Below are 26,020 nucleotides of genomic sequence, written 5' to 3' on the forward strand. Positions count from 1 at the left end.
GCATGGCCGCCCGGATCGTACGGCGACTGGCCGGTTTCCTGGCCACGCTTCTCGCCGCCTCCTTCGTCATCTTCGCGGCCGTCTACGCGGCCCCCGGCGACCCCGCCGTCTTCCTGGCCGGCGGTCGCGACGAGCTCACCCCCGAGCGGCTCGCGGCCGTCCGCGCCCAGTACCACCTCGACGAGCCCCTGGTCGTGCAGTACGGGCGCTGGCTCGCCGACTGCGTCCACCTCGACCTCGGCCGCTCCTTCAAGTACGGCGACCAGGTGGCCGACCTGATCGCGGCCCGGCTGCCCACCACCGTCGAACTGGTCGCCTACGCCACCGTGCTGTTCGTCGTCCTCGGCGTGGGCTCCGGCATCCTCGCCGCGATCCGGCAGTCCACCTGGGTCGACTCCGCGGTGGTCGGCGGGACCACGCTCGCCGCGTCCGTGCCGTCGTTCGTCGCGGCGATCGCCCTCGTGTCGCTGTTCGGCGTGCAGCTGGGCTGGTTCCCGGTGACGGGTGCCGGCAGCGGCTTCGCCGGGACCCTGCACCATCTGACGCTGCCCGCGCTGTCGCTGGCCCTCGGCGCACTCGCGCTCATCAGCCGGGTCACCCGGCAGGCCATGGCGGACGCCGCGGCCTCCGACCACGTCGAGGCGGCCCGGGCCTCCGGCATCCCGGAGCGGGACATCGTCCGCCGTCATGTGCTGCGCAACGCGCTCGGCCCCATCGTCACCATGTGCGGCCTGGTGATGGCCGGGATGCTCGCAGGGACGGTCGTCGTCGAGACCGCCTTCGGCATCAGCGGCATCGGCTCACTGCTGGTCGGCGCGATCAACACCCACGACTTCCCGGTGGCGCAGGCCGTGCTGCTGCTCATGGTCACCGGCTATGTCGTCGTCACCACCGTCGTCGACCTGGTCCATCCGCTGCTCGACCCGCGCGTCCGCGAGGAGGCCCGTACCGCATGACCGCGCTCACCCTCGCTCCCGTCCGCGTACGCCCCCACCGCCCCGTGGGTGTGCTGGTGGCCGGCGGATTCCTGGGCCTGGTGGTCCTGGCCGCCGTGCTGGCCCCGCTGCTGGCGCCCTACGCCCCCGACGCCATCGACCTGTCCGCCTCGCTCGCCGGCACGGGCCCCGACCACTTCCTGGGCACCGACTCCTCGGGCCAGGACCTCCTCTCCCGCGTGCTGTACGGCGCCCGCACCAGCCTCATCGCCCCGTTGCTGCTCCTCGGGGTGGCCGCGGTGCTCGGCGTCACCCTCGGGGTACTGGCGGCCTGGCGGGGCGGCTGGACGGACGCGTTCGTCTCCCGGCTGACGGATGTGATGTACGCCTTCCCCGGGCTGCTGTTCACCGTCCTGATCATCGCGGTCTTCGGCACCGGCATGACCACGTCCGTGCTGGCCCTGGGTCTCGCCTACACGCCGACGGTCGCCAAGTACACGCGCTCACTGGCCCTTTCCGAGTGCCGCAAGCCGTATGTCGACGCCTACCGCGTCCAGGGCATGGGCGGCGCCCGGATCTGCGCGCGCTACCTGGTGCCGAACCTGGGCCGGTCGGTCGCCGGTTACCTGGTGGTGCTGTTCGGTGAGGCGCTCATGTCGCTCGCCACGCTGTCCTACCTCGGCTTCGGCGCCCAGCCGCCCAGCTCCGACTGGGGTCTGATGGTGCAGGAGGGCCAGGCCGCCGTCGTCCAGGGCGCGCTGCTGCCCGCCCTCGTGCCCGGCACGGCGATCGCCCTGGTCGTCGTCTCGTTCAACGTCGTCGGTGTCTGGGCGGCCGACCGGCTCGGAGGGCGGAACTGATGCTGCTCACCCTCGACCACCTCACGGTCCAGCTCCCGGGCGCGGCCCGGCCGCTCCTCGACGAGGTGTCCCTGCGCGTGGCCCCGGGCGAGGTCGTCGGCCTGGTCGGTGAGTCCGGCTCGGGCAAGTCGACCACGGCGAAGGCCGCCCTCGGCCTGCTGCCTGACGGGGCCACGGCCTCCGGCTCCGTCCGGGCCGGCGAGGCGGACGTCCTCGCCCTCACCGGCGAGGACCTGCGCCGCCACCGGGCCCGTGCGGTCGCCATGGTCCACCAGGACCCGCGCGCCGCCCTCAACCCCGTGCGCCGTATCGGGGACTTCCTCCGCGAGCGCGGCGCCGACCGTGCCCGGGCCGTGGAACTCCTCGCCGCCGTCGGCCTCTCCGACCCGGAACGCCGGCTGCGGCAGCGCCCGCACGAGCTGTCCGGCGGCATGCTCCAGCGGGTCGTCATCGCGGGTGCCCTGGCCGTGCGGCCCCGGCTGCTGCTCGCCGACGAGGCCACCAGCGCGCTCGACGTCACCACCCAGGCGGAGATCCTCTCCCTGCTGCGTACCCTGCGCGCGGAGCAGGGGGCCGGGATGCTGTTCATCACGCACGACCTGCACCTGGCCGCCGCGTACTGCGACCGCGTGTACGTCATGTACGCCGGCCGGGTCGTCGAGGAGCGCACCGCCGAGGCGCTGTTCGGCGACCCCGCGCATCCCTACACCCGAGGGCTGCTCTCCTGCTCGCCCACCCTGGGCGACACCTCCCACACCCTGCTGCCCATCCCGGGCCGCCCGCCGTCCCTGTCCGACGCCTTCCCCGGCTGCCCGTTCGCCGCCCGCTGTCCCGACGCCGAGCCGGAGTGCGAGACCTGGCGGCCGACGGCGGCGGAACTCCCGGACGGCGGAACGGCAGCCTGCCGCCGGATACCGGCCGCGGTGGCCACCGCGGTGGCCTCGGCCGAAAGGAGCACGCCATGACCGACGGTCCCCTGCTGGTCGCCGACGGCCTGCGCAAGTCCTACTCCCTGCCCGGCCGCGGCCGGCTCACCGCCGCCGAGGAGGTGTCGTTCGAGGTGCCCCGGGGCGGCTCGCTGGGGATCGTCGGGGAGTCCGGGTCCGGCAAGACGACGGTGGCGCGGATGCTGGTCGGGCTGGTGCGGCCCGACGCCGGCACCGTCAGCGTCGACGGACGCCCGCGGGAGGCGCGCACGCCCCGGCGCAAGGCGGCACGGCTGGCCCGCGCCCGGGAGATCCAGATGGTCTTCCAGGACCCCTACGTCTCACTCGACCCGCGGCTGACGGCCGACCGGTGTCTGCGCACCGCGCTGCGCCTGCACGGCCGGGACGAGGACCTGGCCGCGGACCTCCTCGACCGGGTCGGCCTCGGCGAACGGGAGGCAGCGGCCCGGCCCCGGCAGCTCTCGGGCGGCCAGCGCCAGCGCCTCGCGATCGCCCGGGCGCTCGCCCCGGGCCCGCGCGTGCTGGTCCTGGACGAGGCCGTGGCCGCCCTGGACGTGTCTATCCAGGCCCAGATCCTGCGGCTGCTCGACGAGATCCGCCGGGACACCGGGGTCGCGCTCGTCTTCGTCGGGCACGACCTGGCGGTGGTCCAGCACATCACCGACGACGTGCTGGTGATGCGCCAGGGCCGGATCGTCGAACAGGGCCCGACCCGGCAGGTGCTCACCGACCCGGCCCACCCGTACACCCGGCTGCTGCTCGCGGCCGTCCCCGGCGAGGGCTGGGACCCGGCCACGGCGGTCGCGGCCCGGGCCGCCGCACTGACCTCCTGAGGCGCCGGGACGTGCAGCGCGCGACACCGTCGTCGGTCCCGTGTGCGGCCTCAGCGGCCGCCTCGGATCAGGCCCGTCAGGTAGCGCCACAGCGAGGAGCGCTGCCGGGCGGTCGGGTCCGGCAGGACCTCCTCCGCCACGCCCGGCGCGGGGTCGTCCGCCGCCGGCCGCACCGGCGCCGAGGCGAGTTCGTACCGTACGGGCAGCGAGCGCAGGCCCCGCATGAACGGGGAGGAACGCCAGGGCAGTTGGTCGGCGGGCAGGGCGAGGTCGAGGTGGTCGAACCGCTCGAACAGGCGCCCCACCCCGGCCGCCGCTACCGCCGAGGCGAGTTCCCGGGCCGGGCACTGCCGCGGTCCGGCTCCCCAGGACAGATGCGCCCGGGTGCTGATGGTGGTGCCGGAGGCCACGTGGTCGGCGAAGAGCGGATCGGCGTGCGCGGCGCCCGGGGACACCCACACCGGGTCCCCGGCCCGGATGGTGTAGTTGCCGAGCGGGGTGTCCTGGGCCGCGAAGCGCGGGACGAAGTTCACCAGGGGCGGCTTGCGCATCACCACCCGGTTCATGGTCTCCCTGACCATCCCGGCGGACAGACTGGCCCGCACGCTGCTCTCCCCCGAGATGACCTCGACGACCGTGTTGGAGATGAGGATGCCGACATGGTCGGAGGTCATGCCCAGCAGCATGAACAGTTCGCGGGCGAGATGGTCGAGCGACAGGTCCGGGTGCGCGGCGAGCAGGTACGAGGGGAAGTCGTCGCCCGGCTTCTGGAGCTTCCCCGCGGCCAGTTCCGCCAGGGTCGCGAGCAGCCGCTCCAGCGCGGCCTCGGCGTCCGGGCCCGCGTCGAGCACACGCCACATGTCCATCAGCGCGTCGTCGCCCTGCGAGCCGGGGAAGCCGAGCAGATGGCTCGCCACCATCAGCGGCAGCGGCCGGGAGAACTGCGCCGACAGGTCCGCCACACCAGTCTTGCCGCCCTGTCCCACCAGGGTGATCAGTTCGTCGGCGTAGGCGGTGACGGCGGACTTCAGGCGCTTCGCCTGCGGGTGGCGCGGGTCCTGGAACGGCTTGAGGGCCACGTCCCACGCGGACCGCAGCGGCCGGTAGCCGGGGCCGCCCTGGATCAGGATGTGGTTGACCTCAAGGGAGGGTCCGAGCGGCCAGTCGGCCGGCACCCTGCCCTCGGAGCGGGCCCGCCAGTTCTCCAGCCCCTTCGGGAAGCCGTCGTTGTCCTGGAGCACCTGGAGCGACTCGCGGTAGCCCAGGACCAGCCAGGCGGGCACTCCCAGCAGATCGACCGGCGCGACGGGGCCGTGTTCGTTCCTCAGCCGCTCGTACACGAGCGAGGGACGTGTCTCGTAGTCCCGGGTCAGCAGCGGTTCGGGACTCAAGGTCTCCAGCCGCGTGTCGTCCAGGTCCACGGATCCGCCGTCACCCCACTGGGATTCCATCGTCTTGCCACCCCTCCGACACGCCCCGTACCGGCACCTCATCAGCCGGTAGCCGGAAACGGTGGGGACCCTACCCCAGGACGAACTCGTGGGTAACGACGGGGGGGTGGGGTGAGCAGGTGACGCGGTCCCGTATCAGGCGGCGGTGTAGCCGAGTTGGCGCCTCATGTACGGCGTCATCAGGGTCTTCGCCTTGGCCAGGGTGGTGGTGCGGCTGCCGAGGACGGCGGACTCGCCGCCGGGTACGGGCAGCACGGTCAGTCCGTCGGCCGGGCCGAACGGCACGATGAGCGGGGTGCGCTGGATCGGCCGGTAGAAGCGCGGCTCCTTGCGGTGCTTGCCGGAACTCTGCAGATAGGCGCGGATGTTGTGGGCGGCGATGTCCGCCTGGGCGAGGGCGGCGGGGGTGATCTTGAGTTCGCTGACGTCGTTCACGTCGCCGACGGCGAACACGTCGAGCTTCCCCTCGACGCGCAGCGTCCGGTCGACCTTGACGTGTCCGTCCCTGTTGAGCCAGTCGCCGTGTCCGGCGAGGCGGAGCCAGAGCGTGTTGGGGGTGGTGCCCGTCGCCCAGAAGGACAGGTCGGCCTCGAGGACGTCGCCGCGGGCGTCGCGGTAGGTGCCGAAGTCGTTGCCGGGGGACATGAAGGCGTCGAGCCGTACCTCGACGTCGTGGGACTCCAGCCAGGCCCGGGCCTTGCGTCCCGGCCGGGTGCTGCCCGTGGAGTCGAGCAGCGCCGGCCCGGAGTGGGCGAGCGTGACCCGGGCGTCGGGGCGGGCGAGGCGGATCTCGGCGCTGAGTTCGACGCCCCCGGGGCCGCCGCCGACGACGAGGACGTGTTCGGCCGTGGCGACGCTGCGCTGGTGTTCGGCGAACGACTTGGCCGCCTCCTCGGTGGTGGTACCGGTGAAGCGGGCCGGCTCGGGGTAGTCGGCGCCGGTGGCGATCACGACCACGTCGTAGGGCAGCCGCTCGCCGGTGGCGAGGACGACCTGCCGCTCGGCGGTGTCGACGCGGACGCACTTGCCCGCGACCACCCGGCCGTTGCCGAGCAGCCGGTCGTACGGGATGAAGGGGGTGTGGGTCCACTCGGGGCGGACACCGGCGCGCAGGGAGGCGACGCGGTGGAAGAAGACCTCCTTGCGGTCCACCAGCGTGACCCGGGCGAGGCCGTCCAGCCGCTTCGCCAGCCGGACACCGGCGTAACCGCCGCCGATCACCACTACGTCGCCGTCGTACACACCCAGTCTCCTGTGCCTGGTGGGGGGTGCGAGTGCCGCCGCGGACGGGCCCCGCTCGGATCGACCCCCGGCGGCCACTCGACTGAGGGTGAGATTAGCCCTTGAAACTTAAAGGGATCTCGAGGTCCCGTGCATGTTCCGTGAAGGATCGGCACCCTGAGCGGCCGTCACTTCCCCCAGATCTTCCGGTACGCCTCCTGGTAGCCCGACGGGTCCCAGGTCGTGGCGCCCTCGCTGTTGCCGGCCGTGGCGATGTGGACGGGAGCCGTGTACCCGCTGGCCGGGCGGTCCGCGAAGGCGCGGTTGAACTCGTCGACGATCTGCCAGCCCTGGAGGGTGAGCGGCTCGGGCACGGTGGCGGCCTGGTACTGCTCGCTGTTGATGCGCTGGAAGGCGGACGGGTCGCCGTCGCCCGCGCCGATGTTGAAGGGCGGGCCTGAACCCTTCTCCCCGGCCGCGCGGAAGGCGGGGGCCGCGTCGGCGAAGTACAGGTCGTTGATGGCGACGGAGTGGGTCCAGCGGTCCTGGAACCGGGAGAGCAGGGAGGAGATCTCCCGCGGGGTACGGCTGCTCGCGTCGGGGATCGGGATGTTCTCCACGGAGAGCAGCCGCACGCCGGAGCAGGCGGCGAGTTCCTTCCGGATCAGGTCGGACTTGTTCCTGGCGAAGGGGATCGAGGCGTCGGTGATGACCACGACCCCGGCACGGCCGTCCGAGTCGGAGATGATCCACTGCGCACTGATGCGGGCCACGTCCTGGACCCGGGTGGTGACGTTGGTGAAGAGGTCCGGCCGCCGGCTGGGGCCGGGCTCGGGGACCGCGTGCCAGCCGATGAGCGGGATGCCCTGCGCGTTGGCCCGCGCGGCCTGCGATGCCGTCGAGTCGGGGTCGAACCCGCCGATGACGATGCCCGCGGGCCGGAGGGCCACGGCCTCGCTCATGGCCGCCTGGATACCAGCCGGAGTGCCTCCGCCGTCGATCACCCGGACGTCCCAGCCGATGACCCGCGCGGCTTCCCGCACTCCCTTCGCGGCGCCCGCGACGCCGGGGTTGGTCATGGTCTGGGCGACGTAGACGATCGTTCTGCCGGACACCGCCGCGGGGCCGCCGGTGGGCCCGCCCCAGGGGATGTCGGTCCGCTCCGCGCGGGTGACGGCGGCCTGCGCCCTGGCGTGGACGGCGGGGCAGCCGCTCGGGCCCGTGGCGGTCTCGTCCGCGCCGTCCGACGAACCGCGTTCGCAGCCGACGAGGGCGGCCGCCGTCGCCAGCAGGGCGCAGGAGGCGAGCCGTACGGTGCGGACCGCGGGGGCGGGCTTGTGGTTGCGGTGCACGGAAGCTCCTGTGAGGGGATCGGCGCGGCGGGACGTGGCAGGGGTCAGGGAGGTGTGCCCGCCGTTCCGGCCCCGGGCGTCGGGGCGGGTGGTGGCGGGGGCGGCGCCGCGGGCGAGTCACGCGCCGCGGCCCCGCCGCGCAGCCTGCGCCGGGCGGCGTATCCGGCCAGGCCCACGGCGATGAGCAGGGTGCCGCCGTGGAAGAGCGGGACCGTCCAGAAGTCGGCGCCGAGCTGGGCGATGCCGGTGAGCCCGACGGCGAGGACGGCGACGGCGACGACGGTGCCGAGGGCGTTGGGCCGGCCGGGCTTGATCGCCGTGGAGCCGAGGAGGGCGCCGACGAAGGCGGGCAGCAGATAGTCGAGGCCGACGCTCGGGTTGCCGATCTGCTGCTGGGACGCGAGCAGCACACCGGCGAAGCCGACGATCAGCCCCGAGGCGGCGAAGGCGTAGACGGTGTACTTGCGGGTCGGGATGCCGACCAGGTCGGCTGCGCGCGGGTTCGACCCGACGACGTACAGGTACCGGCCGAGCGGCAGCCGTTCCAGTACCAGCCAGAGGACCCCGGCGAGGGCGAGGACGTAGAAGGCCGGCACCGGGAGGCCGAGGAACGTGGAGTCGTAGATGTCGGTGAACGCGGGCGGGAGGCCCTGCGGGCCGGGGACGATCCGGCTGCCGTCGGTGATCCAGCCGGTCACGGCGTACAGCATGCTGCCGGTGCCGAGGGTGGCGATGAAGGAGTCGATGCGGCCGAACTCGACGATGACGCCGTTGAGGACGCCCACGACCAGGCCTCCGGCGATCACCGTGAGGCAGGCGAGCGGCCAGGGCCAGGACTCGTTGACGATGAGCTGCAGCACCATCACATGGGCCAGGCCGAGGCCGTAGCCGATCGACAGGTCGAACGCGCCGGTGACGATGGGGACCATGGCGGCGAGTGCGAGGACGGCGGGGATCGACTGGTTGGACAGGATCGAGTCGACGGTGTCCAGGGTGGGGAAGGTGCTCGGCAGGGCGAGGGAGAAGACCAGGTAGAGCACGCCGGTGAGGGCGAGCAGGCCGTAGGCGCCGATGTGGTGTCCGCCCGGCCGGCGCGGTCGGGTCCGGGGGGTCGTCATGGGTGCGTCGCGGCGCTGGACGGAGGGAGGGCCGAGGCGGCCCGGGTGAGCCCGGCGACGGTGAGCGCCCTGCCGCTGAGCTCGGCCGTCACCGACCCGCGGACGAAGACCAGGGTGCGCCGGCACACGCTCGCGACCTCCTCGAAGTCGGTGGACAGGAGCAGGACCGCAAGGCCTGATTCCAGGGCCTCGTCGAGCAGGCGGTGGATCGCGGCCTTGGCGCCGATGTCCACGCTCGCGGTCGGCTCCTCGAGGATCAGCAGCCGCAGCTCCGTGCGCAGCCAGCGGCCGATCATGACCTTCTGCTGGTTGCCGCCGGAGAGTGTGGCGATGGGGGTCTCGCTGTCGCGGGGGCGTACCGAGAACCGTTCGATCAGAGCGGCGGCCGCGGCGCGTTCGCGCCGGGGCCCGATCCAGGGCGGCGCCGCCACGCCTCCCGCCCGCGGGTTGGCCAGGAGGTTCTCCCGCACGGTCAACTCGGCGAGGCAGCTTTCCCGCAGCCGGTCCCCCGGCACGAACCCCACACCGAGGGCGACGGCCTCGGCGACCGTACGGGGGCGGTACGACCGCCCGTGCAGCACCGCCCGCCCGCCCAGGATCGGACTGGCACCGGCGAGGGCCCGGCCCAGGTCCATGTGCCCGGCGTCGGAGAGCCCGACCAGCCCGAGCACCTCCCCGCCCGCCAGTTCCAGGCTGACGGGTCCGGCCAGGGGGGTGCGTACGGAGTCGAGGGTCAGGACGGGGGGCGACGCTGCCGCCGGGGGCGTCGGCGGGCGGGCGGGGCGGGCGGCAAGGGGTCTCTCCTCGCCGACGATGTCCTGGACCAGGCGGGCCGGGCTGTGGTCCGTCAGGCTGCCGTGGCTGACGAGGTGGCCGTCGCGCAGGACGGCGAAGGTGTCGGCGACCTGGTGGACCTCGTCCAGGCGATGGCTGACGTACAGGACGGCGTGGCCGCGGTCGCGCAGGTCGTGCAGGACACGGAAGAGCCGGGCGCTGTCCGTGGCGGGCAGCCGGGCGGTCGGCTCGTCCAGGACGATGAGCTTCGCCCGGGCCGCCAGGGCCCTGGCGATCGCGACCAGCGAGCGGTCGGCCGGCGCGAGCCCGGAGACCGGCACGTCGGGGTCGAGGTGGGCGGCGACGACGCGCAGGGCGTCGACGCAGCGCGCACGGGTGCGACGCCAGGAGATCAGCCCGGTCCGGCGGCCGTACCCGGTGGTCAGGGCGATGTTCTCGGCGACCGTCATCCACTCCACGAGACCGAGGTCCTGGTGGATGAAGGACATGTCGCGGGAGGCGGTGGGACTGCCGAGGGGCTGGCCGTCCACCGTGATCTGCCCCGCGTCGGCGTGATGGACTCCGGCGAGCACCTTGATGAGCGTGGACTTCCCGGCCCCGTTGGGCCCGAGAAGGGCGAGCACGCTGCCCGCGTGCACCTCCAGGTCGACCCCGGCCAGCGCGACGGTTCCGCCGAACCGCTTGCTGAGCCCGCGGATACGGACCAAGGGCTCCGGTCCGAGGGGCGAAGCCGCCTTCGCCGGAGTGTCGGGAGCGTCGCGCACTCGATCAAATTACAGCATTTCGGGCATTTCACGGGGTGCTGGGCCTCCGACGGGGCGCTGTGGTCCCGACGGGCCGCGGACGCGTCACGCGGCGTCGAGCCCGCATTCGGCCCAGATGACCTTGCCCTCCGGGAGGTAGCGCGTGCCCCAGCTGCGTGAGAGCTGCGCGACCAGGAACAGTCCGCGTCCGCCCTCGTCGGTACTGGCCGCCCGGCGCAGATGCGGAGCGGTGTTGCTGGCGTCGGAGACCTCGCAGATCAGGGCGTGGCCGTACAGCAGCCGCACCCGGATCGGCGCGGCGCCGTGCCGGATGGCATTGGTGATCAGCTCGCTGAGGATCAGCTCCGCGGCGAAGGCGGTCTCCTCCAGCCCCCACTCGGTCAGCCGCCGCATGGCGTCCGCCCGGACCTCGCCGACGACCGCCGGGTCGGCGGGCAGCTCCCAGGCGGCGATACGGTCGGCGTCCAGGGCGTGGACACGGGCCACGAGCAGGGCGATGTCGTCGTGCGGGTGCGCGGGCGCAACCGTGTCCAGGACCGCCTGGCAGGTGTCCTCGGGGGCGCGCTCGGGATGGGCCAGGGCCGTGCGCAACTGCTCCAGGACCATGTCGACGTCCCGGTCGCGGTCCTCGATGAGGCCGTCGGTGTAGAGGACCAGCTGACTGCCCTCGGGGAGGTCGACCTCGACGGCGTCGAAGGGCAGGCCCCCGAGCCCGAGCGGGGGCCCGGCCGGGAGGTCGGGGTAGGTCACGGTGCCGTCGGGGTGGACGAGCGCGGGCGGCGGGTGCCCGGCGCGGGCCATCAGGCACCGCTGCGCGGCCGGGTCGTAGACGGCGTAGAGGCAGGTCGCGCCAATGACCCCGGCGCCCTTGCCGTCGGGGTCCTCCCGGTCCAGGCGCCCCACGAGGTTGTCGAGGTGGACGAGGACCTCGTCCGGGGGGAAGTCGAGCTCGGCGAAGCTGCGCGCGGCGGTGCGCAGCCGGCCCATGGTGGCCGCGGAGAGCATGCCGTGTCCGACGACGTCGCCGACGAGGAGCCCGACGCGGGCGCCGGAGAGCGGGATGACGTCGTACCAGTCCCCGCCCACGTCGGACTCGGCGGGCAGATAGCGGTGGGCGACCTCGACGGCGTCCTGGTCCGGCAGGCCGTGCGGGAGGAGCCGGCGCTGGAGGGCCAGGACCATGGTGCGTTCATGGGTGTAGCGCCGGGCGTTGTCGATGGACAGGGCGGCGCGGGTGGCGAGCTCCTGGGCCAGCGAGCAGTCGTCGTCGCCGAAGGAGCTCCCGGCGCGGTAGAAGCTGGCGATGCCCAGGAGGACCCCGCGGGCCAGCAGGGGCACCGCGATGAGCGAGTGGACGTGGGCCAGCAGGCGTGCGGTGTGCTCGGGGTCCTGGACGAGCCAGCCCGCGGCGGCCTTCAGATCCGGTTCCAGCACCGCTTCGCCGGTGTTCAGGCAGCGCAGCTGGGGCGAGGTCGGACCAAAGTCGATGCGCTTGCCCGCCGGGGTGAAGGGCAGGCCCTCCCGGACTCCGTGCAGCACCGTCCGGCGCAGGTCGGCGAGGGGGTCGGCGGACTCCTCGCCGCGCAGGACGGCGTCGGGCAGGTCGATGGTGACGAAGTCGGCCAGCCGCGGGACCGCCGTCTCGGCCAGTTCCTCGGCGGTGCGGCGCACGTCCAGGGTGGTGCCGATGCGGGCGCTCGCCTCGGACAGCAGCTCCAGGCGCCGGCGCGCCGCCAGGGCGTAGGCCCCGACGTGCGGCTCCCCCAGCATCACGAGCCCTCGGGCCGGGAAGGGCGCCTCGGCACGCTCGTCCCCGGCGTCGCGGCCGCCGTCGACCGCGGCGGTCCCGCCCGGTCCGGCCGCGAGGGCCCCACCAGCACCCGCGGGGCCCCGACCCCCGTCGGCCCCACCACTAGCTGCGCTCCCCCGACCCCCGTCAGCCGTGACGGCCTCACCAGGACCCGCGGGGCCCCGGTCGCCGTCGGCCGCGAGGACCGGGCCGGGCACGGCGGCGGGGTGCCCGGACGGGAGGGTGATCGAGGGCCGGGCGGCCAGGGGCGCGGCCGGGACGGCGGCAAGGCCAGGCAGCTCGTCGACCTGGTGCGGGAGGAGGAGGGACCCGCTCACCGGGGATTCGTCGTGCGGCACCGCCTCGATGGCGACGCCCTGCACCCCGGACGCACTCGTCACCGGGCGGCTCACGAGCGTCACCCGCCGGCCGTCGGGCAGGGTGACGTCGACGGCCGCCCGCTGCGCACGGGAGATCAGCTCGGCCGCCTTCTCCTTCAGGATCGCCTGGTCACGAGGGTGGAACTCGTGTGCCGACACCCCCGTCGCGAGGCCGCCGCGCAGACCCGCGGCCGCCTCGGCCCCGGTGGCCAGATACGCCCGCAGCAGCGCCCGCTCGTGCGCGGAGCTCTGCCCCAGCAGCCGCCGCTCGATGACCTCGGCCGCCCGGCGGATCGCCGCGGCCAGCGCGGGGCGGTCGAAGCCACGCGGATAGCCGAAGCACAGGACGCCCTCGATGCGCCCGCTGAGCGGATCACGGACGGGCAGCGCGACACAGGCGCTCTGCTGGGCACGTTCCGCGAAGTGCTCGGCGCCGTGGACGCGGATGAGCTGCCGTTCCGCGAGGGCCAGACCGATGCCGTTCGTGCCGGCGACCTGCTCGGCGAAGACGAACCCGGGGACCCGCTGGATCGCCGGCAGGTCCCTGGCCATCGCCGGATCGCCGAAGCGGCGCAGCAGGACCGTCCCGTTCGCGTCCGCGACGGAGATGTTGACCTTGCTGCCCGAGAAGGTGGACTGCAGCCGGTCGAGCACGGGAACGGCCGCGCGGACGATACGGCCCCCGGGGTCGAAGTCCTCCCGGTACGGGAGGTCGGCCTCGTCCGGCGACAGGCCCAGGGACCGGCAGCGCTGCCACGAGTTCAGGATGGACGTCCGTACGCCCGTCTCCACGGACTCGCCCTGGAGAAACCGCTCGCGAGGACGGGCGGGCCCCGTGCCGTCAGTCGCACGTCCCGCCGGCTTGGGTTCCTCGCCGGACCGAACCACGCTTCGCCTCGCTTGCGCCTGCGATGAATCCGCTCATCGGAAAGAATCGTGCATTGATGAGGATACGGGCATTGCGGGCATGAGTCACGATTCGCTTGACCCGTCAGGGCGGGCGGCGCCTGGCCCAGGAAGGACAACCCCGACCCGGCTCACCAGCACGAGCGCTCCGCGCGACGTCACGCACTCCGGATCCTGTCTCAGCATCGACGCCACCACTGGCGGAGGTGGTAGTCCGGGATCTCGCGGGCTTCCTTCCTACGGGAGCGGCGGGGGTGCCGGTCAGCGGCGGGAACAGAGTGGTTCCCCCAGGGCACCAGGGGCGACGCTGCGGTACCCGTCAAGGTGGGGGCCTCCAGAATGGCCCGCCGCGGGCTGAAGGGGTGGATGGCCTCGCGGCACGCCCTCCAGAAGTGCTCCTAGCCCCGCTCATGGTTTGTCGTGCCCTTCCGTCACGGGTCAGCCGCAACCGACGAGGGCGGCGTTGTTGTAACCGAGGAAGCCTCCGACGGCGCAACTGCCCACGACCGCGGCCGCCGCGCTCCACATGGCCGGCCGGCCGACGACTGTGACTGCGGCTACGGTGACCACGACCACGCCGAAGGCCAGTGCGGCCAATGGTCCGCCGGCCAGGTCCTCTACTTTCGAGCGTGCCAGCCGGAAGGGCCAGAACGGAAAGGTCCGTTACTGCCGATGAACAGGTAGAGGGCTCCGAAGATGCAAACGGTCATGCCAAGAACGACCCAGCCTCCGGAGTTACCCGCCGCGATCAGGAATATCGAGAGAATCACTCCGGCGACAGCGAAGACAGAGGCAAAGAGAATCCACCTCTTCACAGCCGCGCGTTGCTCCAACGACCCGACATTCGGCATCTGCATCACCTTCCTGTGGCCCCGTGACGGCGCAATGGACGTTCCGCCACAGAATTCCGTCTCTGTACCGAGGAGCCTCCCAGCGCCGACCAGCGCCTGCGCTGCCGACGCGCCCCCCTCCCGAGGGGTGCCCGTCCGCCTACACGGAGCAGGCAGACGGGCCAGGTGTCTGTGTCACGAAGGTCAACCGGTGATCGTCAAGACGATTCCGATCACTCCCAACGCGATGCCGGTCCATATGAGAAGGGTGAGAAGTGATTTCTTGGTCATTGGCATGAGTCCACGGTGCTGAGTCCGTTGCCGACGAGTCCTATCCCGCCTCCGATCGCCGCAACGGACGGTCGGTGCGGTGCGGTTGATGCAGTCTCCGGCGGCGTACAGGTAGGGATTGGTCTCCTGGCCGGAGGGGTCGGGCTGGGTGAAGCGGCCGAGGGCGGGGTCGTAGTAGCGGTGGCCCATCTTGTAGAGGCCGGTGGGGTCGAGGTAGGCGCCGGTGTAGCGGTGCGGCTGGGGGGTTGCCTCGGTGGTGGTGCCGCGGGGCAGGCCGGTGGGGCCGTAGGCGTAGGTGTGGGTGCGCTTGCCGGTGGCGTCGACGAGGCCGAGGACGTTACCGGTGGCGTCGGTGCGGCAGTAGGAGGACTTCCCACCAGTCGTCATGGAGTTCAAGGTGCCCGCAGGTTCGCGGATGAATCCGGTGTCGACGCCATGGGTCGTCGTCGAGGCCAGACCGAGTGCCGTGTGGTGGAACCAGGTCGAACCCAGCTTGGTCCGCTCGGAGTTGGTCGTGCCCGCGTCGACCAGGTCGTAGGACGTGCCGCCCGCGGTGCCTCCGTTACGCCCTGGAGGCCGACTCCGCGGCCGCCCGGAACGCGTCGTGGCTGTACTGCTGGGACAAGGCCGGCAACCTCACCAGCCAGGACAGGGGCGGTCGTTGTCGTCGATCGTCGTCGACTCGGTGGTGCCGCCGGGGTAGACGGTCTTGGTGCGCTTGTCGTTGTGTCGCCGATGCCGACCCACCGGGCGAGATCCCAGCATTCAGGCCCCGCCCGGTCGGCTGCGGCGTCCGCTCTTCCACGCTGCTCGGCGATCTCGACACGGGCTGGCCCGGGCTCGCCCGCATCGTGAAGGAAGGGCGGTAGATCTAGGTACGCATCAGGCCGACCTGTCGTGCGGTGACGAAGACGTCGGATCCGTTGTCCATGCCGTTCGCGATGCGGTTGGCGATGGGGCGGAACCTGGAGGCCTCGGTGATGGCGATGATGTAGCGCAGCATGCCGCGCGCCTGGGCGGTGCGGTCGGTGCCGCGGATGCCGAGGGCCCTGAGGCTGTTCTCAAAGCTGAACGTATCCCTTGTGTGCTCCCGTGCCGGGAACACGGAGCTGACCCGGGCGCAGTGGCGCACCTACGTTCCGGACCGGCCGTACCGGCGGGTCCGACCCTGACCGTCTCCGCCGAGCGGAGCGGACCGCGCGGTCCTGGACGGCGGACTCGCTGGCCGACCTGCCCCTCCGTTCGTGCCCCAGACCTGCTCACCTTGGCTCCCCGCTGATCCGCAGACACCGCTGAGCTCTCTCCTCGGGCGGCGGACCGACCGGCGGCGTGGACCTCCTGGCGGCCAAGCACACCGGGCAGTCCGTTCGCCGTTCTGCCGGTATCGGTCAGCTGGTGGTGACGGTGGAATGGGGGGACTCATCGACATGGAGGGTGAAGACGTCCGGGCGGGCGTAGTGGCCTGTGGTGTCGAGGTCGAAGCGGGCGCGGGCGAGGTCGTCCAGGTCGAGTTCCGCGGTCAGGATGCCCTCGCCGTCGCGCAGCGGTCCGGCCAGGATCTCGCCGAGAGGAGAAACGATGACGGAGCCGCCGCCGATCAGGACCGTGTCCGGTTCGTCCCCCTGGATGGGGTGGAGATCGGCCGGCAGGGCGTTGCGCCGCAGATACTGGTTGGCGCTGAGGACGAAACAGCGTCCTTCCAGGGCGATGTGCCGCATGGTGGCCTGCCAGGCATCGCGGTCGTCGACGGTCGCTGCGCACCACAGGTCCACGCCCTTGGCATACATCGCGGTACGCAACAGCGGCATGTAGTTCTCCCAGCAGATGGCCGCGCCGATTCGAGCGCTTCCGGTGTCGATGACAGGGAGCGTGGAGCCGTCGCCCTGGCCCCACAGAAAACGCTCGGCGGCGGTGGGCATCAGCTTGCGGTGCAGGCCCACATAGCCGTCGGGGCCGAAGAAGAGCGCGACGCAGTACAGCGTGCCTCCCTGACGTTCGACCGCGCCGACCACGACGTGGCATCCGAGCTCCCGGGTGACGGCGGCCAAGTCCTCGACCTCCGGGCCGGGGACGTCGATGGCCGCGGCGTGGTAGCGGCGGAAGAGATCTCGGCCGGCCGGAGTGCGACTGCCGACCGTCATGCCGAAGTCCAGCCCCTTCGGGTAGCCGCCGAGGAACGCCTCGGGAAGCACGACGACCTCAGCACCCCGGCGGTCCGCATCGCGGATGAGTTCCTGGGCGCGGGTCACTGCGGCCGGGGTGTCGAACAACGGGGCGGCCGCCTGGACGACGGCGACAGTCACGGTGCGGCGAGGCTCGCAGGAAGCAGAAGTCATGCCGCCGACGGTAGGAATCCCGATGTCCATCTGACAAACTAATCTTCACAATGATCGACATCTATGAGACCGAATTCCGGAGGGCTGATCTCAACCTGCTGGTCGTTTTTGCCGCCTTGATGCGTGAGCGCAGCGTCACCCGGGCCGGTGCCGCGCTGAACCTCAGTCAGGGGGCGACCAGTGCGGCGCTCGGCCGACTGCGCAGACTCTTCGATGACGAGCTGTTCACCCGTACCCGTAGCGGCGTCGAGCCCACGCCGCGCGCCGTCGAACTCGCCCGGCGCATCGAACCGGCACTCGGTCTGATCCACAGCGCCGTGACCGACCGGGATCACTTCGACGCGGCCACCGCCCAGCACACCTTCACCTTGGGCATGTCCGACGACATCGAAGCGGCCTTGCTGCCCCGCCTGCTGACCGCCACCGCCCGACTGCCAGGTATCCGGCTCGCCGTACGGCAGGCCAGCCGAAACACCGTCGCCGCCATGATCGACCGCGGCGAGGTCGACCTCGGCCTGGCCGCCGCCCCCGCGCACGGCACCGACCACCGCAGCCGCGACCTGTTCACCTCCGGCTACACCTGCGTGTTCAACCGCCGCCTCCTGCCGCTGCGGACCCCTCTCACGCTGGAGGACTACCTCGCCCACCCCCATCTCCTGATCTCCTACGACGGCCGCCGCGGCATCGTCGACGACCTACTGGAAGCTCGCGGACTCGAACGCCGAGTGATCGCCGCCACCACCCACTTCGCCGGAGCCGCCCTCCAGCTGGCCACACTGCCCGCCCTGGTCACCCTCCCCACCCACGCAGCCGCCGTCTATGCCGACACCTTGGGCCTGGCAGTCGCGACGCCGCCCCTGCCGATGCCCCAGTACACCGTCAGCGCGATCTGGCACGGCACCACCACCGACGACCCCGCCCACGCCTGGCTCCGTCGCCTCATCGACGAGGCATCTCGCAGAAATGAGTAGCTCTGTAGCCCTCCGGACGGCCGCCCTCGCGTTGCCGCTCCAGAGACGACGTGGCGAGCTTCATTCGCGACAGCCGTCGCCCGCCGAGCAGGCACTTCCCACATCCGCCGTAGGGGCGTTCGATCATGTTCAGGTCCGTACCGCGCAAGACTTCTCCGTTTCGAACACGCAAGGTACGGAGAATCAGCGGCCACGCCCAGGACGATCTTGCTCAGCCCAGGAAGCTCAGGCGCACCTGACGGTTGGGATTGTCCTTATTGGTGTCCACCAGGCACACCGACTGCCACGTGCCGAGCTCCAGCCGGCCGTCCAGCACCGGGAGGGTCGCATGGGGCGGGACGAGTGCGGGCAGGACGTGGTCGCGCCCGTGGCCGGGGCTGCCGTGCCGGTGCTGCCAGCGGTCGTCGGCCGGCAGCAGCGTGTGCAGCGCGGCCAGGAGATCGTCGTCGCTCCCGGCGCCCGTCTCGAGAACCGCGATCCCGGCGGTCGCGTGGGGCACGAAGACATTGAGGAGACCGTCGCGGCCGGCCGCCGCCTCGCGCAGGAAGGACTCGCAGTCGCCGGTGATGTCGACGACCCTCTCCGTGGATCCGGAGGTGATGTTCAGAACTCGGGTGGTGAAGACGTCTGACATGCCTCCCATCCTGACGCACCCGCGGGCCCTCACCGGGTCACGCCGGACCGAGTGGCGGTACCGGCGTCCACTGGACGAGACGCCGTTGACCGTGCGCATGCCATCTGGCTAGGTTCAGCCGCATGTTGCGTTCAGCCCTGCTCACCACGCGCGGTCACATCGACCTGCTGCGGGTGGCCTCCGCCGCGTGTCGCCGCGGCTGCTGACGCCCTTCTCCTCCTCACTCACCGTTCACCTCGCCTTCGTCACGCCTGCCCGCCGATCGCCGTGATCCCGCGGGCGCGGCGATGACGAGGCGCGCCTCCGACGGCCCTCGCTCTCCCCCTGTGGAGCCCCCTCATGAGCATCAGCCATGCCCCGCCGAGGTCATCGGCACCCGATATTTCGCCTGAATCACCATCTGATCCCGACCTCGAGCCCCTCGTCCCCACCTCCTCCCGTCGCACCCGCGTCCCCCGCTGGCTGCGCCGCACCACCGGCCCGGTCCTGCTGCTGGTGCTGTGGCAACTCCTCAGCGGCACGGGCTCGTTGCCGCCGGACGTGCTCGCCTCGCCCGGCCGTATCGCCCAGGTCGGCGGGGACATGGTCGCCGACGGTTCACTGCCCGCGGCCATGGGCACCTCGCTCCAGCGGGTCGCGGGCGGGCTGCTGTTCGGCCTTGTCGTCGGCACCGGACTCGCCCTGCTCTCGGGCCTGTTCAGGATCGGCGAGGACCTGGTGGACGCGCCCGTGCAGATGCTGCGGACGGTGCCGTTCGTGGGGCTCATCCCGCTGTTCATCATCTGGTTCGGCATCGGCGAGGCCCCCAAGGTCGCCATCATCACGCTCGGCGTGACCTTCCCGCTCTACCTCAACGTCTATGCCGGGATCCGCGGCGTGGACGCCCAGTTGATCGAGGCCGGGGAGTCCCTCGGACTGTCGCGGTGGGGCCTCGTACGGCATGTCGTGCTGCCGGGTGCGCTGCCGAGCGCGATGACCGGCCTGCGCTACTCGCTCGGCATCGCCTGGCTCGCGCTGGTCTTCGCCGAGCAGGTCAACGCCGACTCCGGCATCGGGTTCCTCATGGTGCAGGCGCGGGACTTCCTGCGGACGGACGTGATCGTGGTCTGCCTGGTGGTCTACGCCTTCCTCGGCCTGCTCGCCGACTTCATCGTCCGCTCCCTCGAAAGGCTGCTGCTGCAATGGCGACCGACGTTCACCGGCCGGTGACCCCCCTGGCGGTCCACGTCGACGGGCTCACCCGCTCCTTCGACGGCCGTGCCGTCATCGACGACCTGCGACTGGACGTCGAGCCGGGCGAGTTCGTGGCGCTGCTCGGCCGCAGCGGCTGCGGCAAGTCGACGCTGCTGCGCATCCTCGCCGGGCTCGACCGCGACATCGAGGGCAGCGTCCTGGTGCCGCGCCGCAAGGCCGTCGCCTTCCAGGCACCGCGGCTGATGCCCTGGAAGAAGGTGTGGCGCAACGTCCTGCTCGGCCTGCCGGGCAAGCCCGAACGGTCCGTCGCCGAGCAGGCCCTCGACGAGGTCGGCCTCGGCCACCGCTCGGACGCCTGGCCCAAGACCCTCTCCGGCGGCGAGGCCCAGCGCGCCTCCCTGGCACGGGCGTTGGTGCGCGAGCCCGACCTGCTGCTGCTCGACGAGCCGTTCGGCGCGCTCGACGCGCTCACCCGCATCAAGGCCCAGCGGCTGGTGGGCGAGTTGTGGCAGCGCCGGGGGTGCGCGGTGCTCCTCGTCACCCATGACGTGGAGGAGGCCGTCCTGCTCGCCGACCGCGTGCTGGTGATGGACAACGGCGTCATCGCCCACGAGCAGCACATCGACCTCGACCGCCCCCGCGACATCGCCGACCCGCGCTTCGCCGCGCTGCGCGCCGGACTCCTCGAACGCCTGGGTGTCGAGGCGACGGCCGCCGAAGCCGCCTGACCCGCCCCCGCGAACCTCACGTACGACACGTACGCCCCACACGAACGGAACCACCATGCGACGACGACTCGCCCCCTCCGCCCGGCTTCTCCCACCCGCCACCCGGCTTCTCCCACCCGCCGCCCTGCTCCTCCCCCTCGCCCTGCTGCTCACCGCCTGCGGCGGGAACTCGGCCGCCAGTACGTCGGACGGCGGCACCGACGGCCAGGGTGACGTCACGATCAACGTCGGTGACCAGAAGGGCGGTTCGGAGGCCATCCTGCGAGCCGCCGGGGAGCTGGAGAACCTCGACTACAAGATCAAGTGGTCGACGTTCACCTCCGGACCGCCCCTGCTGGAGGCCGTCAACGCCAAGGCCGTCGACATCGGCGGCGTGGGCAACACCCCGCCGGTGTTCGCGGCCGGGGCGGGTTCGAAGATCAAGGTCGTCGCCGCATGGCACGGCACGTCCAAGGGCGACACGATCCTCGTCCCGAACGACTCGTCCCTGAAGAACCCCGCGCAGCTCAAGGGCAAGTCGGTCGCCGTCGCCCAGGGGTCCTCCGCGAACTACCAGTTGGTCGCGTCGCTGAAGAAGGTCGGGCTGAAGCTGAGCGACGTCAAGGTCAAGTACCTCCAGCCGGCCGACGCGCTCGCCGCGTTCACCGCCGGCAAGGTCGACGCCTGGGCGGTGTGGGACCCGTACACCTCACAGGTGCTGAAGGCCGAGCAGGGACGGGTGCTGACCGACGGCGACGGTGTGACCAACGGGCTCACCTTCCAGGTCGCGGCACCGGACGCGCTGAAGGACAAGAAGAAGGCCGCCGCCGTCAAGGACTACCTGGAGCGGCTGCGGCGCGCCTACACATGGGTGTACGACCACGAGGAGGACTGGGCGAAGGTCTGGGCGAAGGACACCGGGCTCCCCGAGGACGTGGCACTGGCGGCGGTGAAGCGCACCTACACCACACGGGTCGAGGTCGCGGTCGACAAGCCGTTGATCGCCTCCGAGCAGGAGATCGCCGACACGTTCACGGCGTTGAAGCTGATCCCGCGCAAGGTCGACTTCGCCGACTTCACCGACACGCGGTTCAACGGCGACCTGCCGCCGTCGACCACCACGCCCCGGCCCTCGGAGGGCTCGTGACCTGACCCGGCCCGACCTGCCCTGACCGTGCGGGAAGATCCCTGCCTTCGGCACGGTTGGTAGAAACGTGAACAACACACGCGAGGTCGAGGTGGTCGTCATAGGCGCAGGTCAGGCAGGTCTGGCCGGCGCCTATCACCTGCGGCGGGCCGGTTACGAGCCGGACCGCGACTTCGTCGTGCTGGACCACTCCCCCGGGCCGGGCGGCGCCTGGCAGTTCCGCTGGCCGTCGCTGACGTACGGCAAGGTGCACGGCATGCACGCGCTGCCGGGGCTGGAACTCACCGGCGCGGACCCGGCGCGGCCGTCCGCCGAGGTGATCAGCGACTACTTCGACCGCTACGAGCGGACGTTCGGCCTGCGAGTACGGCGCCCGGTCGACGTACGGGCCGTGCGTGAGGGATCCGGCGGGCGGCTGCTCGTGGAGACGTCGGACGGAGTGTGGTCGACGCGGGCGCTGATCAACGCGACGGGGACCTGGGACCGGCCGTTCTGGCCGCGCTATCCGGGCCAGGAGACCTTCCGGGGACGGCAGCTGCACACCGCGCGATACCCCGGGCCCGAGAAGTTCGCCGGGCAGCGGGTCGTCGTGGTGGGCGGCGGTGCCTCGGGCACCCAGCATCTGCTGGAGATCGCCGCGTACGCCGCGTCCACCACCTGGGTGACACGGCGCCCGCCCGTCTTCCGTGAGGGGCCCTTCGACGAGGACGCGGGCCGGGCGGCGGTCGCGCTCGTCGAGGAGCGGGTACGGCAGGGGCTGCCACCGAGGAGCGTCGTCTCCGTCACCGGGCTGCCGCTCAACGACGCGATCCGGCAGGGCATCGAGGACGGGGTCCTCGACCGGCAGCCGATGTTCGACCGCGTCACGCCCACCGGGGTGGACTGGAAGGACGGCCGGCATGTCGATGCCGACGTCATCCTCTGGGCCACCGGCTTCCGGCCCGCCGTCGACCACCTCGCCCCGCTGCGGCTGCGGGAGCCGGGCGGCGGAATCCGTATCGAGGGCACGCGCGCGGCCGCCGACCCGCGGATCCACCTCGTCGGCTACGGACCGTCGGCCAGCACGATCGGAGCGAACCGGGCCGGCCGGGCGGCCGTCCGCGACATCAGGCGGCTGCTGACGCTCGAGCCGGCGGCGGCGTGACGTGACCTGACGTCTGCTGCGGGCCGTCTACGGCTGATCGCGCAGTTCCCCGCGCGCCTGAGGGACCGTCGCCGTGCCCGTGCTCTTCCCCTGGGCGTTGAACTCCGCGACATTGCGCTGGTGTTCCGCGTAGTCAGCGGTGAAGCGGGTGTCGCCCGGCCGGACCGTGACGAAGTACAGCCAGTCGCCCGGGGGCGGGTTGACGGCGGCGCGCATCGCCTCCTCGCCCGGGTTGGCGATGGGTGTGGGCGGGAGGCCCATGCGCTGGTACGTGTTGTAGGGGTTGTCGATCCGAGTGTCGCTCTCCGTCGTCCGCAGGGTGGAGCGGCCCAGCGCGTAGTTGACGGTGGAGTCCATCTGGAGCGGCATACCGCGTTCGAGGCGGTTGAAGACGACCCGGGCCACCTTGCCCATGTCGGCCGCGGTGTCCGCCTCCGCCTGGACGATGCTGGCGATGGTGACGGCCTGGTAGACGTTCATCGCGTTGCGCTGCGCCCCCGCGGCGATGGGAGCGCCGTTGAACTTCTCGTTCGCGGTGTCGAGCATGTGTGCCAGGAGCTTCTCCGGCTTGGCCTTCCAGGGGAGCGGATAGGTCGCCGGGAAGAGGTAGCCCTCCGGGTTGCCGTGGGCGTCGTCCGGCAGTTTCGTGGCGACCTTCGCGAGGGACTTCTTCGCGCTGCCGGACGGCAGGGCGAGGGCCTTGTCGACGGCGGCGTAGACCTGGCTCGCGCGCCAGCCCTCCGGGATGACCAGGGCCGCGGTCCGGCCGCCGCCGTCACCGTGCCCCAGGATCAGCAGCGGCACCGCCACGGCGGTGCCGACCAGCATGGCTCCGGTCGCGACGAGGACGATACGGCCCCGGCGCGTCAGTCGCATGGGGCTCCGTGGCGGAGTGTTCGTCTGCATGCGGGCACGGTAACCCGCATTCCGTCACAAACCTGGCATATCTTCAGCTTGTCGGTTCCAGTTGGGCATCCCGGCGTACGAGCGCCGCGTACCGCCCGTCCCGCTCCAGGAGTTCCTCGTGCGTGCCGCGTTCGACGACGCGCCCCGAGTCGAGCACCACGATCTGGTCGGCATGCCGGACCGTGGACAGCCGGTGGGCGATGGTCAGCGTGGTGCGGTCGGCCGACAGGGCGTCGATGGCCTCCTGAACGGCGGCCTCGGTCCGGGTGTCCAGGGCGCTGGTGGCCTCGTCGAGGATGAGGACCGGCGGGTCGCGCAGAATCGTGCGCGCGATGGCCAGGCGCTGCTTCTCGCCACCGGAGAAGCGGTGGCCGCGCTCGCCGACGACGGTGTCGTAGCCGTCGGGCAGGGACGCGATGTGGTCGTGGATCTGCGCGGCCTTGGCTGCCCGGTACAGCTCCTCGTCGGTGGCGCCGGGCCGGGCGAAGCGCAGGTTGTCGGCGACCGAGGCGTGGAAGAGGTACGTCTCCTGCGAGACGACGCCGACCGCGCGCGCCAGGGTGTCGAAGTCGAGGTCGCGGACGTCGGCCCCGTCGAGGGTGACGCGGCCGCCGGTGACGTCGTAGAGGCGGGGCACCAGATAGCCGAGTGTGGACTTGCCGGCGCCGGTGGAGCCGACGAGGGCGAGGCTGCTCCCGGCCGGGACGGTGAGGTCGATGGCGTCGAGGACCGGGCCGCCCTTGTCGTCGTAGCCGAAGGAGACGTTCTCGAAGCGGACCTCACCCTTGACCCGGTCGAGGCGGACCGGCTCCGCGCGCTCGGTGATGTCGACGGGCAGGTCGAGGTACTCGAAGATGCGCTGGAAGAGGGCGAGCGAGGTCTGGATCTGCACACCGGTCGACAACAGGCTCACGGCCGGGCGGAACAGGCCCTGCTGGAGCGAGACGAACGCGACGATCGTGCCGATGGAGACCTGGGGGCCGCCCAGTTGGAGGGCCATGCCGGCGGTCCAGTAGATGACGGCGGGCAGGGCGGCCATCACGATCGTGATCACCGCCATGCGCCAGCGGCCGGCCATGTTCGAACGCACCTCGAGGTCGACGAGTTCCTCGGACTCGTCGGCGAAGGACTTCGTCAGCGAGTCGGAGCGGCCCATCGTGCGGCCGAGCAGGATGCCGCTGACGGAGAGCGACTCGGTGACGGTGGCGGCCATGGTGGCCATCTGCTTCTGTCGCTGGGTGGTGATCCTGCGGCGCTCCTTGCCGACGCGGCGGCTGATCCACACGAACACCGGCAGCAACAGCAGGGAGACGACGGTCAGGCGCCAGTCGAGGACGACCATCGCGACGATCGTCGCGACGACGCTGGTCAGGTTGGAGACCAGGGAGGTCGCGGTGGAGGTGACGGTGGCCTGCATGCCGCCGATGTCGTTGGCGATGCGGGACTGCACCTCGCCCGTGCGGGTGCGGGTGAAGAACGCCAGGGACATGCGCTGGAGCCGGCCGTAGACGGCGGTGCGCAGGTCGTGCATGACGCGCTGACCGACCGTCGTGGAGATCAGGGTCTGCAGCACGCCGAAGACACTGGTGAGGACGGCGCTGAGGATCATGCCGAGGGCGAGCAGGCTGAGCAGGCCGGTGCGCCCCTCGGGGATCGCGACGTCGAGGATCTCCTTCAGCATGAAGGGCGTGGCGACCGAGACCAGCGAGGCGGCGCCGACGAGCAGGCCGACGATCGCGAGGCGGCCTCGGTAGGGGCGGAAGAGTCCGAGGATGCGGCGGACCTGCCGGGGCTGCGCCTCGGAGCCGTCGGGTGGGGTCCAGCGGATTTCGTGGTCGGGAGGCATGGGCTCCTTCGAGAGCGGTACGGCACCGGCGGGCGCCGGGCGGGTCGGATCGTAGCTCATTGTTACCTATACTCACAATGAACTGCATCCTGATATTGTTCCCGCATGACCACGCCCGATCCCGACGGTCTGCTCGCCGAGCAGTTGCTGCGGCTCACCCGCCGGGTCCATCGCATCCAGAAACGCCATCTGGAGCAGCGCGACCTCGGCATCACCCCGGCCCAGTCCCGGCTGCTGCGCACTCTCGCGCACTGGGGCTCGCCGCCGCGCATGGCCGACCTGGCCGAGCGGCTGGAGGTGGTGCCCCGGGCCGTGACGACGCTGGTCGACGGGCTGGAGGCGAGCGGAAAGGTGCGGCGGGTCCCGGACCCGGCGAACCGCCGGGTGATCCGCATCGAGCTCACGGACGACGGGCGGGGCGCGCTGCGCGAGCTGCGGGCGGCGCGCAGGTCGGCCGCGGAGGAGATCCTCGCACCGCTGGCGGAGGATCAGCGTGCGGCCCTCGGGGGGCTGTTGGACACACTGATCGACGGGGAGCCCGTTCGGCGGTGCTGAAGGCCTCGCCGATCAGGCGGGGACGGGTCGGGCGGCACCGAGGCCTGCACCGATCAAGCGGGGACCCGGGGGGGGCGGCAAGGCTCGCGAAACGGGCCGCGGCCGCCG

At 72.0% G+C, this 26,020-nt stretch carries 23 protein-coding genes; 11 read left to right on the forward strand and 12 right to left on the reverse strand.

From position 1 onward, the window contains the following. Nucleotides 1–2: 2 nt before the first annotated feature. The 4 genes from ACIBK5_RS04240 to ACIBK5_RS04255 are packed head-to-tail and all read left to right on the forward strand — an operon-like array spanning nucleotide 3 to nucleotide 3,575. On the forward strand, nucleotides 3–956 hold the full coding sequence (locus ACIBK5_RS04240; protein ID WP_399015959.1) for an ABC transporter permease: 954 nt from the start codon (nucleotides 3–5) through the stop codon (nucleotides 954–956). Beyond that, nucleotides 953–1,795: an ABC transporter permease gene (locus ACIBK5_RS04245; protein ID WP_399015961.1), complete on the forward strand. Its 843-nt coding sequence runs from the start codon at nucleotides 953–955 to the stop codon at nucleotides 1,793–1,795. The genes ACIBK5_RS04240 and ACIBK5_RS04245 overlap by 4 nt, the downstream gene beginning before the upstream one ends. Further along, nucleotides 1,795–2,760, forward strand: a complete 966-nt coding sequence (locus ACIBK5_RS04250) for an ABC transporter ATP-binding protein (RefSeq protein WP_399015964.1) — start codon at nucleotides 1,795–1,797, stop codon at nucleotides 2,758–2,760. Before ACIBK5_RS04245 ends, ACIBK5_RS04250 begins: the two co-directional genes overlap by 1 nt. Beyond that, complete coding sequence (locus tag ACIBK5_RS04255; RefSeq protein ID WP_399015966.1) at nucleotides 2,757–3,575, forward strand: ABC transporter ATP-binding protein; 819 nt, start codon at nucleotides 2,757–2,759, stop codon at nucleotides 3,573–3,575. The genes ACIBK5_RS04250 and ACIBK5_RS04255 overlap by 4 nt, the downstream gene beginning before the upstream one ends. Before the next feature lie 50 nt (nucleotides 3,576–3,625). Here the strand turns inward: ACIBK5_RS04255 and ACIBK5_RS04260 are convergent, their stop codons facing one another. The 9 genes from ACIBK5_RS04260 to ACIBK5_RS04300 form a co-directional block, all read right to left on the reverse strand. Then, nucleotides 3,626–5,026 carry a cytochrome P450 gene (locus ACIBK5_RS04260; protein ID WP_399015968.1) on the reverse strand — a complete coding sequence of 467 codons (1,401 nt, stop codon included), beginning with the start codon at nucleotides 5,024–5,026 and terminating at the stop codon, nucleotides 3,626–3,628. 135 nt (nucleotides 5,027–5,161) lie between these two features. Next, on the reverse strand, nucleotides 5,162–6,268 hold the full coding sequence (locus ACIBK5_RS04265; RefSeq protein ID WP_399015970.1) for an NAD(P)/FAD-dependent oxidoreductase: 1,107 nt from the start codon (nucleotides 6,266–6,268) through the stop codon (nucleotides 5,162–5,164). Between the two features lie 167 nt (nucleotides 6,269–6,435). Continuing rightward, on the reverse strand, nucleotides 6,436–7,599 hold the full coding sequence (locus ACIBK5_RS04270; protein ID WP_399015973.1) for a substrate-binding domain-containing protein: 1,164 nt from the start codon (nucleotides 7,597–7,599) through the stop codon (nucleotides 6,436–6,438). A gap of 44 nt (nucleotides 7,600–7,643) precedes the next feature. Continuing rightward, nucleotides 7,644–8,717: an ABC transporter permease gene (locus ACIBK5_RS04275; RefSeq protein WP_399015975.1), complete on the reverse strand. Its 1,074-nt coding sequence runs from the start codon at nucleotides 8,715–8,717 to the stop codon at nucleotides 7,644–7,646. After that, entirely contained in the window at nucleotides 8,714–10,276 is a 1,563-nt protein-coding gene (locus ACIBK5_RS04280; protein WP_399015978.1) for a sugar ABC transporter ATP-binding protein, read from the reverse strand. Before ACIBK5_RS04280 ends, ACIBK5_RS04275 begins: the two co-directional genes overlap by 4 nt. 84 nt (nucleotides 10,277–10,360) lie before the next feature. Further along, entirely contained in the window at nucleotides 10,361–13,333 is a 2,973-nt protein-coding gene (locus tag ACIBK5_RS04285) for a SpoIIE family protein phosphatase (RefSeq protein WP_399015980.1), read from the reverse strand. A gap of 1,052 nt (nucleotides 13,334–14,385) precedes the next feature. Further along, the gene (locus ACIBK5_RS04290; RefSeq protein ID WP_399015982.1) at nucleotides 14,386–14,859 is read right to left on the reverse strand and encodes an RHS repeat-associated core domain-containing protein; all 474 of its coding nucleotides are present in this window, start codon (nucleotides 14,857–14,859) and stop codon (nucleotides 14,386–14,388) included. 484 nt (nucleotides 14,860–15,343) lie between these two features. Continuing rightward, nucleotides 15,344–15,577 carry a ribosome-inactivating family protein gene (locus ACIBK5_RS04295; RefSeq protein ID WP_399015984.1) on the reverse strand — a complete coding sequence of 78 codons (234 nt, stop codon included), beginning with the start codon at nucleotides 15,575–15,577 and terminating at the stop codon, nucleotides 15,344–15,346. Nucleotides 15,578–15,860: 283 nt separating this feature from the next. Then, entirely contained in the window at nucleotides 15,861–16,808 is a 948-nt protein-coding gene (locus tag ACIBK5_RS04300) for a nitrilase-related carbon-nitrogen hydrolase (protein ID WP_399015986.1), read from the reverse strand. Between the two features lie 50 nt (nucleotides 16,809–16,858). On the opposite strand from ACIBK5_RS04300, the gene ACIBK5_RS04305 reads away from it, so the two are divergent. Beyond that, nucleotides 16,859–17,779, forward strand: a complete 921-nt coding sequence (locus ACIBK5_RS04305) for a LysR family transcriptional regulator (RefSeq protein WP_399015988.1) — start codon at nucleotides 16,859–16,861, stop codon at nucleotides 17,777–17,779. Nucleotides 17,780–17,990: 211 nt separating this feature from the next. On the opposite strand, the gene ACIBK5_RS04310 is transcribed toward ACIBK5_RS04305, so the two are convergent. Further along, nucleotides 17,991–18,413, reverse strand: a complete 423-nt coding sequence (locus ACIBK5_RS04310) for a secondary thiamine-phosphate synthase enzyme YjbQ (protein WP_399015991.1) — start codon at nucleotides 18,411–18,413, stop codon at nucleotides 17,991–17,993. Nucleotides 18,414–18,535: 122 nt separating this feature from the next. Here ACIBK5_RS04310 and ACIBK5_RS04315 point away from each other — a divergent pair, with 122 nt between their 5' ends. From ACIBK5_RS04315 to ACIBK5_RS04335, 5 genes are all read left to right on the forward strand, one after another. Next, nucleotides 18,536–18,619, forward strand: coding sequence for a putative leader peptide (locus ACIBK5_RS04315; RefSeq protein WP_349817350.1), 84 nt, complete (start codon nucleotides 18,536–18,538; stop codon nucleotides 18,617–18,619). Between the two features lie 133 nt (nucleotides 18,620–18,752). After that, the gene (locus ACIBK5_RS04320; protein WP_399015993.1) at nucleotides 18,753–19,622 is read left to right on the forward strand and encodes an ABC transporter permease; all 870 of its coding nucleotides are present in this window, start codon (nucleotides 18,753–18,755) and stop codon (nucleotides 19,620–19,622) included. Continuing rightward, nucleotides 19,595–20,335, forward strand: coding sequence for an ABC transporter ATP-binding protein (locus ACIBK5_RS04325; RefSeq protein ID WP_399015995.1), 741 nt, complete (start codon nucleotides 19,595–19,597; stop codon nucleotides 20,333–20,335). The genes ACIBK5_RS04320 and ACIBK5_RS04325 overlap by 28 nt, the downstream gene beginning before the upstream one ends. 55 nt (nucleotides 20,336–20,390) lie before the next feature. Further along, entirely contained in the window at nucleotides 20,391–21,461 is a 1,071-nt protein-coding gene (locus ACIBK5_RS04330) for an ABC transporter substrate-binding protein (protein ID WP_399015998.1), read from the forward strand. Between the two features lie 67 nt (nucleotides 21,462–21,528). After that, nucleotides 21,529–22,605 carry an NAD(P)-binding domain-containing protein gene (locus tag ACIBK5_RS04335; protein ID WP_399016000.1) on the forward strand — a complete coding sequence of 359 codons (1,077 nt, stop codon included), beginning with the start codon at nucleotides 21,529–21,531 and terminating at the stop codon, nucleotides 22,603–22,605. Between the two features lie 27 nt (nucleotides 22,606–22,632). On the opposite strand, the gene mltG is transcribed toward ACIBK5_RS04335, so the two are convergent. Both mltG and ACIBK5_RS04345 read right to left on the reverse strand, forming a co-directional pair. Next, nucleotides 22,633–23,511 carry an endolytic transglycosylase MltG gene (gene mltG / locus ACIBK5_RS04340; RefSeq protein ID WP_399016001.1) on the reverse strand — a complete coding sequence of 293 codons (879 nt, stop codon included), beginning with the start codon at nucleotides 23,509–23,511 and terminating at the stop codon, nucleotides 22,633–22,635. Nucleotides 23,512–23,554: 43 nt separating this feature from the next. Next, nucleotides 23,555–25,357, reverse strand: coding sequence for an ABC transporter ATP-binding protein (locus ACIBK5_RS04345; RefSeq protein ID WP_399016254.1), 1,803 nt, complete (start codon nucleotides 25,355–25,357; stop codon nucleotides 23,555–23,557). A gap of 105 nt (nucleotides 25,358–25,462) precedes the next feature. Between ACIBK5_RS04345 and ACIBK5_RS04350 the strand changes: the two genes are divergently transcribed. Next, nucleotides 25,463–25,912 carry a MarR family winged helix-turn-helix transcriptional regulator gene (locus ACIBK5_RS04350; protein ID WP_399016003.1) on the forward strand — a complete coding sequence of 150 codons (450 nt, stop codon included), beginning with the start codon at nucleotides 25,463–25,465 and terminating at the stop codon, nucleotides 25,910–25,912. Nucleotides 25,913–26,020: the final 108 nt, after the last annotated feature.

This window comes from Streptomyces sp. NPDC050546, assembly GCF_044457425.1.
Classification (GTDB): domain Bacteria; phylum Actinomycetota; class Actinomycetes; order Streptomycetales; family Streptomycetaceae; genus Streptomyces.